The 15,566-nt window shown below is 46.6% G+C and carries 16 protein-coding genes; 2 read left to right on the top strand and 14 right to left on the bottom strand.

What is annotated here, in order from left to right:
- Nucleotides 1-7: 7 nt before the first annotated feature.
- From ACOJR9_RS18300 to gspC, 14 genes are all read right to left on the bottom strand, one after another.
- Complete coding sequence (locus tag ACOJR9_RS18300; protein WP_420934302.1) at nt 8-880, bottom strand: alpha/beta fold hydrolase; 873 nt, start codon at nt 878-880, stop codon at nt 8-10.
- A gap of 62 nt (nt 881-942) precedes the next feature.
- On the bottom strand, nt 943-2,385 hold the full coding sequence (locus ACOJR9_RS18295) for a YdgA family protein (protein WP_420934301.1): 1,443 nt from the start codon (nt 2,383-2,385) through the stop codon (nt 943-945).
- 51 nt (nt 2,386-2,436) lie between these two features.
- On the bottom strand, nt 2,437-3,192 hold the full coding sequence (locus ACOJR9_RS18290; RefSeq protein WP_420934300.1) for a type II secretion system protein N: 756 nt from the start codon (nt 3,190-3,192) through the stop codon (nt 2,437-2,439).
- On the bottom strand, nt 3,189-3,668 hold the full coding sequence (gene gspM, locus ACOJR9_RS18285) for a type II secretion system protein GspM (RefSeq protein ID WP_420934299.1): 480 nt from the start codon (nt 3,666-3,668) through the stop codon (nt 3,189-3,191). Before gspM ends, ACOJR9_RS18290 begins: the two co-directional genes overlap by 4 nt.
- On the bottom strand, nt 3,665-4,864 hold the full coding sequence (gspL, locus tag ACOJR9_RS18280) for a type II secretion system protein GspL (protein ID WP_420934298.1): 1,200 nt from the start codon (nt 4,862-4,864) through the stop codon (nt 3,665-3,667). The genes gspM and gspL overlap by 4 nt, the downstream gene beginning before the upstream one ends.
- Entirely contained in the window at nt 4,864-5,823 is a 960-nt protein-coding gene (gene gspK / locus ACOJR9_RS18275) for a type II secretion system minor pseudopilin GspK (protein WP_420936175.1), read from the bottom strand. The genes gspL and gspK overlap by 1 nt, the downstream gene beginning before the upstream one ends.
- A 158-nt stretch (nt 5,824-5,981) precedes the next feature.
- Entirely contained in the window at nt 5,982-6,608 is a 627-nt protein-coding gene (gspJ, locus tag ACOJR9_RS18270; RefSeq protein ID WP_420936174.1) for a type II secretion system minor pseudopilin GspJ, read from the bottom strand.
- Between the two features lie 4 nt (nt 6,609-6,612).
- Nucleotides 6,613-7,017 carry a type II secretion system minor pseudopilin GspI gene (gspI, locus tag ACOJR9_RS18265; protein WP_420934297.1) on the bottom strand — a complete coding sequence of 135 codons (405 nt, stop codon included), beginning with the start codon at nt 7,015-7,017 and terminating at the stop codon, nt 6,613-6,615.
- Nucleotides 7,014-7,640 carry a type II secretion system minor pseudopilin GspH gene (gene gspH / locus ACOJR9_RS18260; RefSeq protein WP_420934296.1) on the bottom strand — a complete coding sequence of 209 codons (627 nt, stop codon included), beginning with the start codon at nt 7,638-7,640 and terminating at the stop codon, nt 7,014-7,016. The genes gspI and gspH overlap by 4 nt, the downstream gene beginning before the upstream one ends.
- An 18-nt stretch (nt 7,641-7,658) precedes the next feature.
- Complete coding sequence (gspG, locus tag ACOJR9_RS18255; RefSeq protein WP_420934295.1) at nt 7,659-8,096, bottom strand: type II secretion system major pseudopilin GspG; 438 nt, start codon at nt 8,094-8,096, stop codon at nt 7,659-7,661.
- Nucleotides 8,096-9,322 (bottom strand): type II secretion system inner membrane protein GspF, encoded by a 1,227-nt coding sequence (gene gspF, locus ACOJR9_RS18250; RefSeq protein WP_420934294.1) that lies wholly within the window; start codon nt 9,320-9,322, stop codon nt 8,096-8,098. Before gspF ends, gspG begins: the two co-directional genes overlap by 1 nt.
- A gap of 1 nt (nt 9,323) precedes the next feature.
- The gene (gene gspE, locus ACOJR9_RS18245; RefSeq protein WP_420936173.1) at nt 9,324-10,886 is read right to left on the bottom strand and encodes a type II secretion system ATPase GspE; all 1,563 of its coding nucleotides are present in this window, start codon (nt 10,884-10,886) and stop codon (nt 9,324-9,326) included.
- Between the two features lies 1 nt (nt 10,887).
- Complete coding sequence (gene gspD / locus ACOJR9_RS18240; protein WP_420934293.1) at nt 10,888-12,933, bottom strand: type II secretion system secretin GspD; 2,046 nt, start codon at nt 12,931-12,933, stop codon at nt 10,888-10,890.
- A gap of 106 nt (nt 12,934-13,039) precedes the next feature.
- Nucleotides 13,040-13,963 (bottom strand): type II secretion system protein GspC, encoded by a 924-nt coding sequence (gspC, locus tag ACOJR9_RS18235; protein WP_420934292.1) that lies wholly within the window; start codon nt 13,961-13,963, stop codon nt 13,040-13,042.
- 126 nt (nt 13,964-14,089) lie between these two features.
- Between gspC and hslR the strand changes: the two genes are divergently transcribed.
- A complete protein-coding gene (gene hslR / locus ACOJR9_RS18230) occupies nt 14,090-14,494 on the top strand; it encodes a ribosome-associated heat shock protein Hsp15 (RefSeq protein WP_420934291.1) in 405 nt (134 codons plus the stop codon).
- A gap of 21 nt (nt 14,495-14,515) precedes the next feature.
- Nucleotides 14,516-15,415: an Hsp33 family molecular chaperone HslO gene (gene hslO, locus ACOJR9_RS18225; protein WP_420934290.1), complete on the top strand. Its 900-nt coding sequence runs from the start codon at nt 14,516-14,518 to the stop codon at nt 15,413-15,415.
- Nucleotides 15,416-15,566 lie beyond the last annotated feature (151 nt).

The raw sequence follows: 15,566 nt of genomic DNA, 5'->3' as shown, positions 1-15,566 counted from the left end.
AAAGCGATTACTCACAACCAGTAGTATTGCTCTCAATATGTTCAAGCACTGACGCTAAAACCTGTTGAGGGCTTTCTATTTGTGGGTAATGACCAATGTTTTCTAATTCAACAATACTGGGGGTCGGCATTAGCTCCCTATATCGAGCGGCCATATGGGCACCTGAAATAGGATCTGCTGCACCAATCGTTAAACGAATAGGAACGATGGCATTTTGAAGTGCCGCCACCCAACGCGCTCTGTGCTTTTTGCGCTGATTCATGTAATCCAGCAGCAGGTGCATATATTTATGACCGTTGTTGGTGCTGATCAACGTCCAAAAATCATCAATGTCTTGTTCTGTTGGCGGTGTATTTTCGCCAAAAATACCCCGCATACTTTTTCTCACCGCGTTTTTATTTAAGAGGTGAATTAGCACGCCACCTAAAGGTGACAGAAGCAACTTTTGAATAGGCAGTGCTCGATGCGTTTCGGGAAAGAGGCCACCATTTAAAAGGTGTAGGGTGTCAATGTAAAATGACAGCGAACCGTCTTCCTGCTGGGCCATAAGTTCTTGGGCAACTGTGTCGCCATAGTCGTGTGAAACCACATGGGCATTGGATACGTTTAGGTGTTTCAGTAGTGCGCAAATAGCACTTACTTGTTCAGTGATTTGATATTTAGTGGGCGCTTTACTACTGAATCCGAACCCCAACATGTCCAAGGTGATACAGCGAAAGTGTTGAATTAGCGCAGGCCATAGCTTAACCCAGTCGTAACTTGCTGTTGGGTAACCGTGGATAAGCAGCAAAACAGGGCCTTCGCCATCAGTTCGGTAAAATAGCGCTTGTTGGTGATAAGTAAAATACTCACCGCCGCTCTGCCATTTTGTTAACTGCATGTTCGAATGCCCTGCTTAGTGAGTGGTTTGCTGCCCTGTTACTTTATTACTTTGCTCCTTTGCTACTGAGCAAATGGTAACGGAATTTCGGCGCCGTTAAGGTTAGCCTTGCCGTCTTTTAATTCAAATTCTGCGTCGTAGCCATTTTCAGTTTGCTTGATAAAGCCTTGTTCTACAAAGGTGTTCAGCACCATGGGAACCTGTTGCGCCGCAAGGCTTTGCAGCTCTTCTGCTGTCATGCCTTGAGTTTGCGGGTTAGCAGCAAGTTCAGCAACCATATACCCTGAAGCCATGCTTTCAACGAATGCTTTGTCGGCTTTAATTTGCGCATTAGCGAGTAAGTGGGACACCCAGTAGCTTGGATCTTCAAGGGTGTCTGGAAGGGCAGTAACACCTACTAGCTTTGAATTAGCCTTACCGGTAAAACTGCCTTCAGGTAAGGTCATGGCCAGCTTGGTAATGTTAATTTCAGGCTCAGCTTGCAGCTGTTGCAATAAATTATTTTTGATAAACGCCTGAAGCTGTTCTGGTAATTCGTCGGCAGGCGTTGATAGCGTAGAATTGCTAAAATCTTGATAGGCTTTGATGAAGTCTACATCAAGGTTGTTGATGGCAATGCCGAGCACCATGTCAGAAGCATCTTGTGCAGCACCTTCAATTTTGTCAACGGCATACTCGACATACACACTGGCCGTATTAGTGTCTTCATCAATATCCGTGTTGGTAATAATACGTAGTGCTTCAACGAGAATGTTTGTTCCCGTTTCATCTGAAAATACCATTTCTTCAATGGCGATAGCCGCATCACCCTCAAACAATTCACCGTTCATAGCCGCAAGCATATCAACGTCATCGCTGTAAGTAATATCAGCAGTGGTGTTCAACATTTCAAATGAGAAAGCACCATCGCTCATAGTAAGCGACTCAGCTAGTCCTTGATAACGAATGCCATTACCTTCATGCTTCGCTTCACCATTAAAGCCTGAAAAGTTTAGGGTTAGCTCGTCGTCTACACCTTGTAGTGCTGGAATCGCGTCGGAGTAATGTAAACCATTGAAAAGGCCTAACGTACCTTCGTTAACATACAGCGGCACGTCGTCGGGCCAGGCTACGTACTTGCGAAGCGCTTCACCTTGAACGGCGATGTTGTATTTTACTTTTGCAACACCCACACCGTCACCAAAATAGATGGGGCCGTGATAGGCGTTTACGTTAGCGATTATCGTGGGGTTCTCCATGCTAGCGTCTTCATTGCTAACTTCTTGAGTGTTGCCCACTTGCTGCGCGGCTAGTATACCGTTGATATCTAGCGCAATTTCTATTTGTGCGCTGCTGCTAAACCAACCTTTGTCGTAAGACACTATTGATGCAGAATATAGCGGCTGTTCGTTTAACGCAGCAAGGGCGCTGCGTGTTTTTGTTTCAATGCTGTTGCCGATAAAAGTGGGTGCAATTAACAGCGCAGCAAGAGTAACGCCGCCGCCTAAAATGAATGCTTTATTCAAAATACAGTCCTTTGTTTGTGTAATTAAAAATCAAAATTTAACGCTTACCATTTAAAGCTTAATTTGCGTGTAGCCATTGGCGTCAGGCGTGCCGAAAAGCCGTGCCGCTTGGTGCACCTCATCTGGCAAACTGTCGTCGGGCTTAAATTTTCCAGCGACTTGGAATTGTTGCATGTTTGCTTGAACGGTTGCATCAATTGATAACCCCAACATGTTTGGCTCGTTTACGGTAATGCCAATATCGTCACCTTCGCAGCGAAGCTTAGCCGAATAGGTACCAAAATCGATAGGGCCTTTGGTTCCAGCCACTGTGGCGTTTAGCCAGTCTCCAGTGCCAGAGAGTGCGCGGCATGTCGGCCCATAGTGCAACTCGTCTAACGTGACTTTGAAGCGGCCGCCTGCGTTAACTGGCAGCGGTAGCTGAACTTGCGCTAGTACCCTATCAACAGGCAAATACAGTGTAAATGCTTCTGTTTTTACCGATGTTTGACTAAATAGCCCTGTGGAAATTGGGCCTTCAAAGGCAATGTCGTTTTTATCGCGAATATTGCCTGCTTTTACATCAAGGTTAATGCTGCCAAGAAGCATGTGTAGTGGGTTTAACTCCCATTTTACATTGTTAATGGGAAGGCCGTTTAGTACCACAGTTTGTGCTTTCCCGCTAAACAGCGTTCCAGTTACGCCTTGAAAGGAGACATTTTGCGGCAGCGTTATGCGGCCAATAACGTGCACCGCGGGCATGTAAGCAATGGCAAATAATAAAAATGCGATTATTCCGCCTACAATCCAGCTTATTTTTGACTTCATGCTTTACCTAATCGTAATCGACGAATTTTGATAAACCCTTCGGCATCGGCCGATGTTATATCTGCTTGTAAAATCACCACGCCCATACTTTCCATGGTTTTAAGCCACTCTAGGACATTGTTGAACGGAGCCTGATCAATCCAAATTTCCAGTTCATCATTTTGTGGCTGCATGCGCGAGATAGCGATGTCGTGCTTTGCGACCGTGCGATTGACTGCCTGCGGCAGCGAACCGGAAAAGCCTTTGCTAGTGCCAGCGACACGGCGCAGTTGTTTTGCCCTTGCGGCACTGTCTTTTACCCATACCAGCAGTGACTGCTGGTTATCGAGTAATTTTTGCTGCTGCGAAAGCGCATGGTTAAGGGGAGACCAAATGGCAAAATAAAATAGTGCGATCACAACGACTACGCCAGATATCAGCACAAGCTTCTGCTCGCGCTCAGTCAGTGCTTTATATTTTTCTAATAGCGCGTTCATGACGTACTCCTAATAGACACTGTGCCAACAACACCGCTATCGCGATTATTAATCGCACCTTGTTCAACTAAAAAGCCAGCCTGCTCGGCGGTTTTCTTAAATTGCTCAAGTGCTTCGAAGCTTTTACCTTCGGCCTGAATGCGTATTTCAGTGCGACTGGCGTCAAAGCGAAGAGTTTGCGGTTTAACGTCGGTGGCTGCAAATGCGGGAGAAAGCTGGTCTAACATAATCAACATGGACGCATTGCCGCCACCTTGTTCTAATTTGGCCATTTCACTTTGCAGTTTGCGTCGCACATCTCGGTAGGTGCCAATATTGGGAAAGCCACTTTTGACGGTATCGCTTATTTGACTACTCAGTGCGTCGTTTTGCGATTTTAATTGATACAGGGTGGCCGTCTTGTCAATTAAGCTTGTGCACAGTACAAGCACCGCAAGTACAGCAGCTACTCGCCATTGCGACAGCGCACTGCTGCGTTTGCGCTTAACTTTGTATTCGCCTTGGCATAAGTTAAAACTTGTTCCCGTTGCCTCTTTAGCAAGCACCTGCATGGGAAGTTCTAAAGGCGTTTCGGTTTCTTCTATATTGGGCAAACCAGAGAGGTCGATTCCGGCATAGTTAGTCACGCTTACGGGGGTTGTATGCTGTGAAGTAAAGTGAGCAAGTGTTGGCAGTAGCCACTGCTGTTCCCCTTGAATTCCTTTGAAATTATCTTGGCGAACTAATAGCTGCTCACCGATAGTCAAAATAGACCAACCGTCTGCTGTGTGAGGTACTGCGAGCACATCTGGGATAATAGTGTCACACGCCAAATTAGCGTCTTGCAGCCATCGTTGCCATTGCTGCATTTTTTCATGACTCACAATAGCGACCGCTTGCTCGTTACCCACTTTGGGGCCTAACGCAAAAAACTGCTTGCTAATATCTGTAGCAAGCTCTTCTTCAAGCATATAGGGCAATGCGGCAATCACTTTTCTGCCAGCTCGCGGCGGTAGCGTTACCCACTTGAGTAAAATATCGCTGCTCGGTGCTAATGCAATAACGCTTCGTTGACCAGTGCGCTCTGTAAGCGTTGCTAACGCGTCGGCATTCTCTAATTCGCCCGATGCCATTATTTCATCATCGGCAGTTGAGTAAACCAACCAGCTGACGGTGTCGCTTTTATTCGCGCCCAGCCTTACCAGTAGTTGTTCCATTATTGTGTTCCTCCGAACTCGCGCCTCAGTATGTTCACGCCATTGTCTGTGCTTACTTGAAACACGGTGGAAAGCTTAAACGTTGCTTTATTATATTTAGTTTTTGTATGCAAAATAAAATACTCGGTTTTAACCGTGAACCAGTCTCTGCGCGAATTTGATAGGTTAAGCGTCTGTATGGTGTTTTCATTTAAAAAGTCGCTCACTTCGTTCCAACCTTCTGGCGGTCTATTGGCTAAAAGGCTGGTGGCTTGCTGCAAATCTAATCCGGTGAGCCCAGCTAACAGCGGCGCAGCTTCTTCGTCTAATGTGTTCACGTTTATCTTTAATTCGTCGTTATCTGGAATAACGCACACTAATGGCAGAACCTTGCCCAGCCACTGTGGTGATGCGCCATTTATAATACGCAATTCACTGGTAGATGCCAGCGGGCCATTGGCCGCTAAATAGGGAAACTCTCGAGATTCATATTCACTGTCTTCAGCGCCCAAGGAGCGTTGGTTATCGTCCTCATCCACCCAATCGGCTAAACCGTCTCGAAACGTATCTGCGGTGTAGCTATCAAGGCCGTCTATCCCAAGTGCCAACAGCATATTGCTAAACGCGTCCATGGCTTCGGTGGTATTTCTTGAGCTGTTAGGGTTTGTGGCAGCTGTACCAGAGTTGATGGCATTAAGATTAAAGCAGGCTCGCAAGTCCTTTAAGTTGGCGGTAAGCCCTCCGCCTTCTAGGGGGTAAGCAAATTCTTGTGCCCACGGTTGATCAAGGGATATCTTGTTTGGCGTCTCTTCAATCAGTGTTTTAATCGACTTCCTTGCAAAAGCTTCAGCGCCTAGGGCGTACCAATACGCCTGATTATTGTCTTTTAAGTTCATAGTGCGCTGCACTTGAAGCTGCAGCCGAGTGCCCATTTCAGTGGCTAAAACCGCCACTAGGGCAACGATCATAAGCACTATCATCAGTGCCACACCTTGCTGCTTTGCTGGCGACTGAAGGCGAGGCGCTTTTCTTTGAGAGGACTTTGCTCGAGACGATATGATACTAGCCGATTTTGCACGAGCCGACTTTATATACGTCAATTTTTCAATACTCGTTTTTAAATAAGAGCTATGCTTCATTACGAGTCACCACTCACAAGGGTGAATTCGCGGCGAAGCATACCAAAGTCTTTGCTAACGAACTCAACAGCAACGGCACGCGGAAGCACTGTACCTTGGTATTTTTCACTCCACTTAACATCGTCATCGTCTTTTATCGTCGACGAGGCATTGTTGCCAGCCAAAAACTCAACCTTAAAGCTTTCAACATTTTCAAGCAGCACACGAACCTTGGGCTCGTAGCCAATCACGTTATCGACGTAATTGCTGTATAGGCGCTCTAATTTATTATCCCGTAATCGATAGGCCACGTATTGCAGAGTACTTCTGGGCAGCATGAGCTGAGGGTTATGCCAACCGCCGCGAACAAAACCAATGCCGTCGTCATCACTGCCGTCTACTTCACCGCCGGCCATCACAATTTCTTGTTTTTCTCCCTCTACACGAACTGGCCTTGAAACCGCCTGCTGGATATCTCGCTCAATGGTCACCATGGCCCGCTGTAAAAGCTGAAGATTTTCAAAACGCTCTTGTGACAATTTATTGCTGTCTATCACCGTAGTGAGCAGGCCCGTAGACGCTAAGCCAATAAGCGTGAAAATGGCCATGGCCACTAAAATTTCAATGAGTGTAAAACCGCGCTGCATCAATCTAGCTCTTTGTTGGCTTGGCGACAAACGTAGTCACTGAGGTCACAGTACTCACGTAATTTTTATCTTCACCCACAGAAATGGTGACCGAGCGCAAATCTGCGTCGTTAGTTTTGGTGACTGTTTGTTGCCAAAACCACGTTCTGTCTGCCATTTCCATGCTGCCCTTTAAGTTGTTTTTTGGCGGCCATGTGGTTTCAAGCTGAAGCTGGTTTAATCGATTACTCGCCACCCAGTTAGCAAAGGTCACGGATTCAATTTGCCCAACGCTGGATAAGTGATCGCCAGCGGCTTTTAAAATAGCGGTACCTGTTAATGCAAAAATGAGCAGCGCCACCATCACTTCAAGTAGCGTTAGCCCTTTTTGTTTATTTTTGTGAGAGCCTGCGTGCTGATGCATACTCATAGCGGACGCTCCAACGGTCCTTCAAGCGCAAGGGGGGGAAGGTCTTTATTTTGCAGGCTGAAGTAAACGGGTTCGTCGCCCTCATCGCCCTCATAATTAAACGATAAGGTAAACGGGGTAACATCGCCGCTCGACATTATGAGTATTTGGGGTGGAGGCAGTTTTTTATCTTCATCGTTGCCTATTTCTACACCGTCTTCTGACACGCTAAGGTTCTCATCGAACAACTCTCGGTCGAAAAGCTGATCTTCAACCACCCAAGGTAGGTCATCTAAATTTAGGGTAAGCGTGAAAGGCGCGGGCAGGGTGTGCACTGCGTATACGTCCTCACCCTCAATACGCTGCCACTCGTCGTCATCATCGAGATAAACAAAGTAGTACTCGTTGTCTTTTTGCTCAACGCGCACGCCAAGCTGCTGCTGATTCAGAACGGCAAAATCACTCGCCATATCCACAATAACCTGCAGCCGCTGGGCTTGGTTTTTAAGCAGGTCTGCTTTGCTGGCACCAAAGGCATTAAACATGACATAGCCAGCAGCTAAACCCATAAGCAGCAGCACTAACATGACTTCTAATAAGGTAAAGCCGTTTGATGTTGTTGGACTACTGCCACGCTTATACATAGTGTGCTTGAGTTACGTTTAGTTGAGATATTCGTTAATATTCCAGTTGCCGATATCGTCATCGGTACCGGGTTCGCGGTCTGGACCATTAGAGAAAATATCAACTACGCCTAGCTCTCCTGGGCTGATAAGGGCGTAAGGATTTCCCCATGGATCTTCTGGAAGGCGCTTAATAAAACCGCCTTCTGGGTAGTTGCGCGGAATAGGGTCTAAGGTTGGCGCTGTCACCAAGGCATCAAGACCTTGCTCGGTAGTAGGAAAGCGGTTGTTGCGCAACTTATACATCTCAAGGGCACTTTCCAGCTGCTGTATATCCACCGCCGCTTTTTTGAGCTGTGCTTCTTCTTGGTTTCCCAAAATTTGAGGTGCCACCATTGACGCCATAATGCCGATGATTAACAGCACCACCATTACTTCAATCAAACTAAATCCAGAACTACGTTTTAAAGATTTCATTACATATTCACCATGTTATTCAATGCTAAAATTGGCTGCAGAATTGCCATTACGATAAACAATACAATCCCTGCCATTGTGACTATCAATAAAGGTTCAAACACTTTTAGTGAGACACCAATAAGCGACTCGAATTCCCTATCTTGATTATCTGCGGCCCGGGCGAGCATTTGTTGCAATTCACCCGACTTCTCACCCGATGCAATCATATGCATCATCATAGGTGGAAATATTTTCGTATTATCCAATGCTGCTCTCAGGCTGCTACCTTCTTTAACGTTAATAGCGGCATCGGCAACTTGGTTTTTAATATGCTGATTTTCAAGTACATCACCCGAAATGCGCATTGCCTCTAGCAAAGGAACTGCACTGGCACTTAGGATACTGAGAGTGCGGGCAAATCGCGCCGTATTGAGGCCACGGGTTACCTTCCCAATGAGCGGTACTTTTAATAGCGCTTTGTGATAGCGCAGCTTCATTAGCTTTTGTTGCAACACACGCTGCATGATCACAACGAGTACCGCGATAGCTATCAATAAAAACAGGCCGTAGTTCTGTAGCCATGTACTTAATGAAATAAGAAATTGGGTAATGCCGGGAAGGTCCTGACCCATGTGGTCGAATTGCCCCACAATTTTGGGCACCACTACGGTAAGCAATAGCAACACAATGCCCATTGCAAAAAACAGCATGAGTGAAGGATATACTAGCGCTTGAGTTATTTGACTGCGGGTTTGCTGGCGTCGTTCGGTATAATCCGCCAACCGATTCAATACGGTGTCTAAGTGCCCCGACTTTTCACCTGCCGCCACCATAGAGCGATAAAGATCGTCAAAAACGCTGGGGAATTCACCTAGTGCGTCGGCAAGACCATGACCTTCAACTACCTTACTGCGCACCGCCATCATCATATTTTTCTGGCGTGGTTTTTCACACTGCTCGGCAACGGCTAATAGCGCCTCTTCAACGGGTAATGCAGATTCTACTAGGGTGGCCATTTGACGAGTAAGCAGCGCTAGGTCAGAGGCCGATATACGCGGTTTAAACAGGGAAAAGCTAAATCCCGAGCTGTTGTTTTGCGCACGCTCAGCCACTTGCTCTACATCGAGTGGAATCAAGCCTTTCTCACGAAGCTGTTGGCGCACTTGCCGAGCATTATCGCCCTCAAGTACACCACTTTCATTTTTACCGCGGGCATTGACCGCTTTATAAGCGAACGCTGCCATATTAGTCTTCTCTCGTTACTCGTAATACTTCTTCAAGTGAGGTTACCCCAGACAGCACTTTTCGACAGCCATCTTCTCGTATGCTTGGCGTAGTGGCTCTTATGTAACGCTCGATTGCCTGTTCGCCAACGCCCTCATGCATCATTTCTCTCACGCGCTCATCAACAAGCAGCAGTTCATGAATACCAGTTCTACCGCGATAGCCAGTTTGATTGCATGCAGCGCATCCACGAGGGGTGTAAATAATGGTGCTAGCATCAGCATCAGAGCCTAATACCTCACGTTGTGAAGCATCGGGCGTATGAGGTTGTTTGCACTCTTTGCACAAGGTTCTCACCAAACGCTGAGACAGCACAGCCAATAAACTAGACGATAACAAGAACGGCTCAATGCCCATATCTTCTAATCGCGTTATTGCGCCAGCAGCTGTGTTGGTATGCAGCGTAGAGAGTACCAAGTGACCGGTCAAACTGGCTTGCACAGCAATTTGGGCGGTTTCAATGTCTCGAATTTCACCCACCATTACCACGTCTGGATCTTGACGTAATATGGCTCGTAAGCCTCTTGCAAAGGTCATGTCCACTCGAGGGTTAACTTGAGTTTGTCCAATGCCGGGTAAATCAAATTCAATAGGATCTTCAACGGTGAGAATATTTCTATCGCGAGAGTTAATCTCACTTAGGCCTGCATACAAGGTGGTACTTTTCCCTGAGCCGGTAGGGCCTGTAACCAAAATGATGCCGTGAGGCTTTCTGATAAGCGTAGAGAAATAGTCTCTATTTCCCTTAGTCATGCCTAAATCTTCAAGATTAAGGCGTGCATTATTTTTATCAAGTAAACGCAGCACCACTCGCTCGCCGTGACTTGAAGGCATGGTAGATACACGAACATCCACTGCTCTGCCGGCTATGCGCAAGGTAATGCGACCGTCTTGAGGCACTCGTTTTTCGGCAATGTCGAGTTTTGCCATTACTTTGATTCGCGACACTAACATAGAGGATAGCTTGCGATTGGGGCGCAAAATTTCACGCAATACGCCGTCGACACGAAAGCGTACAACCAGCTGGTTCTCGAAGGTCTCGATATGAATATCTGATGCCCCTTCTTTAATTGCTTCGCCAAGCATGGCATTGATCAACTTGATGATAGGCGCATCATCTTCACTGTCTAGCAAATCTTCTGTATCGGGTAAATCTTCAGCGAGTGCAAACAAGTCGCTTTCATTGCCTAGATCTTCCATCAACTGTTTAGCGGCCGAACTATCCCGTTGGAAAGCGGTCGTCAAAAAGCCTTCAAATTCATCTGCCGGAATGGATTTAGGCACAAAAGGCTCACCATAAAAACGACGTACTTCGGCGAATACATCGAAAGGCGTGTTTTCGGTAAAATACAACACAGCCGGTGTTTCATTCACTTCTAACAGCACTTGATTGCGCTTCGCGAAACTAAACGAGAGCTGTTTGGGCCCACCTTCTTGTTCAGGAAGACCCTCTTCGGCCATGGCTTCAAGCACTTCTTCTTGTGCTTCAAGTGCCTGAGTAAGTTGTTCGTTTTGCCCTGACATACTAGTCATTACCTTTTTTACTTTCTTTGTCCATTAAGTACTCTTCAAAAGAGGGAGGCAAGGAAAGTTTGTCATCCCAATTGGGCATAGTTGGAGTGTCTGAGTTAGGCATTAACGACACGCCGTTTTGCTGGCGTTTCAGCTGCAGCGCACGGATATAGTTGTACTTTCTATGGCTGATGGAGTTCATTGTAGCGCCATCGCGAACAATCGTAGGTTTCAAAAATACCATTAGGTTGCGCTTGCGCTTGCTGGTAGAGGTAGATTTAAACAAGTTACCAAGAATAGGAATGTCGCCCAATAGAGGTACTTTTGACACACTCTCTTGAATGTCTTCATCAATCAACCCGCCAAGCACAATAGTGCCGCCATCATCTACAATAACGGTAGTTTTAATTTCACGCTTGTTTATAGATATATCTACTGATGTTGCGCCGCTTACACTCGATACTTCTTGCTCAATAAGTAGCTGTACCGCATCACCTTCGTTAATTTGAGGGGTCACCTTCAGCTTTATACCCACTTCTTGGCGCTGAACCGTTGTGAACGGGTTTGAATTGTTTGCACCCGTTGTTGTGCCTGTAATAACGGGGACCTCCTGACCGACGATGAAAAACGCTTCTTCGTTGTCCATAGTTGTAAGGTGCGGAGTAGCAAGAATATTGGAGTTGGTGTCGGTACTTACCGCCTGCACGACTGCACCCCAGCCATCTTCGATAATACCCGCAATCATGCCGTTGGCGCTGCCAAGTAGCGTTGCAAGAGGTTGGAAGTTACCTTCTATAGTATCTGTTGTTTCGGTAACTACACCATTCGCTGAGGTTTGAGAGCGGGGGACTTGGCGGTCTTCAGCTTGACGTAACGCCACACCTAATGCGCCGACGGGAACAACGCCGTTGTTAAACTGTGTACCGCCGCCCTGCTCTGACACCCACTGTACGCCAAGCGTCGTGCCGTCACCTTCAAATACTTCAACAATGATGGCTTCAACCTGTACTTGAGCGCGGCGAATATCGAGCTGACGAACCACTTCTTCAAGTGAGCGCATCATGTCGGGTTCTGCGGTAATCACAATGGCGTTGGAATCTTCATGGGCGTCTATGCTGATATCGCGATTCGACGAAGAGCGACGACTAGAATTAGCCGCGCCGCCTTGTGTATCTGACTGAATGCTGGCAGAAACACCCTGCAGTACTTTTACCATGTCCTCTGCTTTTGCATAATTGAGAAAAAGTACTCTCGTGTTGCCATTGGATTCAAGCTCTTGGTCCATGCGCTGGATAAGCGTGATGAGTCGCTGGCGTGCTTTAACGTCGCCGCTCACAATGACTGAATTCGTTCTGTCGTCTGCGACTACGCGCGGATCAGACTTAGCGCCTGTATTTGCGTTGCCCTGAGATTTGTTAATGCTTTCAATGATGCGCACCATTTCCGACGCTGACGCATAGCGTAACTTTACAATTTCTACTTCTTCGTCACCGGCGCGGTCGACACGTTCGATAATCTCTACTAAACGGTTAACCACCGCTGCTCTGCCGGTTAGCATCATTACATTTGAGGGGTCGTGGCTGACTACATTCCCGCCGCCGGCTTGATCGTTTAGCTGGCGAAGAATAGGCGCTAACTCGCGAACAGGGACGTTGTAAACAGGTACAACACGGGTAATAAACTCATCTCCGTCTTGCTTTGCGCCTTCAACCACCGGAATATTTGATGTTTTTGCATCTTTAGAACGCACGACTTTTAAAATGCCACTTGGCATTTCAACTACAGCAAAGTCGTACACTTGCAGTACGTTTAAGAAAAATTGATAGTACTGATCTTCGCTGAGCATATCGTAACTGCGCACGCTAATTTTTCCGCGAACGTTAGGGTCGACGATAATGGTTCGCTCTAAGTTTTTACCCACAATATTAATGAATTCGTTAATGTCGGTATCTTTAAAATTAGGCATGTACTCGGCAGCGGTCACAGAGAAACACAGCAGCGCTGTACACACAGTGGTGGCTAAGCGAGATAACAATTTGTGGCTTGTGCGCCTTTTCATTCTAACTTCCTTTATTTCTTAATCTGTAAACGGTCGTTTAAGCTATATGTCTTGCCTAACTGAAACTTTCCCTAGCGGGAAAGAATGCCAGTTTTTTGTTAGCGTTTTATGACTCAGGCAAGTCGAGGTACAGCGTGGTGAAACTACCATCACGAATAATTGTTAATTCTATCGATTGCGCAGAACGAAGCTCTGATAATGCCTCTTGCGACTGCTGTAGGTCGGTTAAATCCAACCCATTAATTTGTGATATCACATCACCGGCTTTAAGACCTGCAGAAGCGAAAAGAGCAGGTTCACGGCCTGGGCTTACTTGATATCCGATTAGCTGACCGCCGTCAGTTTTTGGTGATATTGAAATAAAATCGGTAAAGTTTGCAGGACGCTCACGCAATGCTGCCGTGGCCTCAAGGGCTTCTTCGCTGAGCTCTTGTGCTTGAGTTTCATTGTTACGTGCTGGCGAGGGGCCCATTCGCTCCTGCTGTTCTCGTCTGCGATTCGCCTCTTCATAATTGATACCATCGAGCATAAGCGTTTCTTTACGGATCCCATTTTTAATTATCACGCGATCGTTATACACCGTTTGCAGCGTAGCGTTTGTCCCTTCAATTTTTTCACCCAAACCATACACGGCTTGGTTATTATTGTTTTCTATAATCGCAGTGCCTGATTTTTGCTCCGAGCTCGCTACCACGCCGGTGAGCGTTAAATTTAAACGGGTTTCGGGTGCATCGGTGACTTCCTCAGTTTGCGTTGACTGGGGCACGGCTGTGGCGTCTCCGAAGAGGTTTAGCTGTTGTATTTTGCCAAGATTGACCCCACTCTTACCACTAGGCGTACTGATGGGAGCAATGCGTGATGCTGTTGGTGTCGCAGACAGCGATGGTTCAGGTATAATCTGCCACACAAGTTTGGCTGTGAATGCAATTAAATACAGACTTAGCAGAACCACTACGAGGGTGTGTAGTTGTTTTTGATGCTGGTTCACAAAAACAACCAGATGTTGTGGATTGGGTTTATTGAATGTCATGCTGCCACTGATGGTACTGCTTTAAAATAAAGTGAATTTTTGGTTAACCGCGCTTTAGCGAATCCATAATAGCCTAGTAAAGGTTAGGGTCACAACACTAAAGCAACACCGTTACGAAATTATTATATGAACCAATCGAATAGCAACAATACAACACAAAATGTCAGGCTGGACAAGTGGCTGTGGGCTGCAAGATTTTTCAAAACCCGTGCAATAGCCCGAGATATGGTTCAGTCAGGCAAAGTTCACTACAACGGCCAGCGAGCCAAACCAAGCAGGAACGTAGAGCTTGGCGCTAGGGTAAAAGTTCCCTCAGGCTTCGATTCTCGTGACATTGAAGTGCTCGGGCTTAGTGACAAACGATTAAGCGCATCTCTGGCACAGGAGCTTTACGCGGAAACGGCTGAAAGTGTAACAAAACGTGAAGAAAACCAAGCTGCGCGTAAATTAAACGCTTTTCATAGTCCTAAGCCTGATAACAGACCAGACAAAAAGCAGCGACGACAGATTATTAAATTTAAACAGCAGTAATTGCTGTAAACAGGATTAGTTATGAGCGACTTCGACAATTTACACCGCTTTTTATTTACCCAAGCCAATGTGCGCGGTGAGCTAGTGCGTTTAAACGACAGCTTAAAAAACATTGTGCATAGCTACGAGTACCCCGTTCAAATTCAGCAGTTATTGTGCGAAATGGCAGCAGCGACTTCGCTACTTACCGCAACGCTTAAGTTTGAAGGCGAAATAGGACTGCAGGTACAAAGCAAAGGTCCAGTGAGTTACGCGGTTATCAACGCCACGCACAACCAAACCCTTCGAGGTGTTGCCCGTTGGGATGAAAGCCTAACCACGTTACCGGAGAGCTTTTCCGAGCTACTCACCGACGCTGTGCTGGTTATTACCATTACCCCTGATGAGGGTGAGCGTTACCAAGGCGTGGTTGCACTAGATAAGCCAAGTCTTGCCGAATGCATCGAGGGATATTTTCAACAGTCTGAACAGCTGGCCACCAAGGTTCAGTTAATGACTGACTTACAAGATGCAGAAAGTGCTAAGGCCGCTGGTGTACTACTTCAAGTGCTGCCTGCCCAAGCAAGCGCGACGGATGTGGCTTCAGCAAATGATTTTGAACACATTACTAAGCTGACGGAGACATTAAAGCAAGAAGAGATGTTTTCGCTGTCGGTAGAAGAAATACTGTATCGCTTGTATCATCAAGAAGAAGTAGAGGTGTTTCCGCCTAAGACAGTATCGTTTGCCTGCACCTGTTCAAAAGAGCGCAGTGCTGAAGCGCTTCGCCATGTAGAGAAAGCAGAGCTTAATTCTATTATTGAAGAAGAAGGTGCAGTAAAAATGAATTGCCAGTACTGTCACGTGGAATATCGCTTTGACAGTATCGACGTGGAAGCGATTCATAACGGCAACTATGGCGGACCGGCTACAAACCAATAGTTAAGGCTCATACGCAGTAGGCAAGGGCAACACGCTCTAGCCCTTTAAACGCTATTCACTACGCCCGTCGAGAAATGACCGCAAGTCAGGTGGGCGCAATTTACTATTGATTAAAAAACAAACACTGGTCAATGTGTTGATCTTACCCACT

Source organism: Alteromonas ulvae (genome assembly GCF_048987005.1).
In the GTDB taxonomy this organism is placed as follows: Bacteria; Pseudomonadota; Gammaproteobacteria; order Enterobacterales; family Alteromonadaceae; genus Alteromonas.
This window is presented reverse-complemented; position numbering and strand designations above follow the sequence as displayed.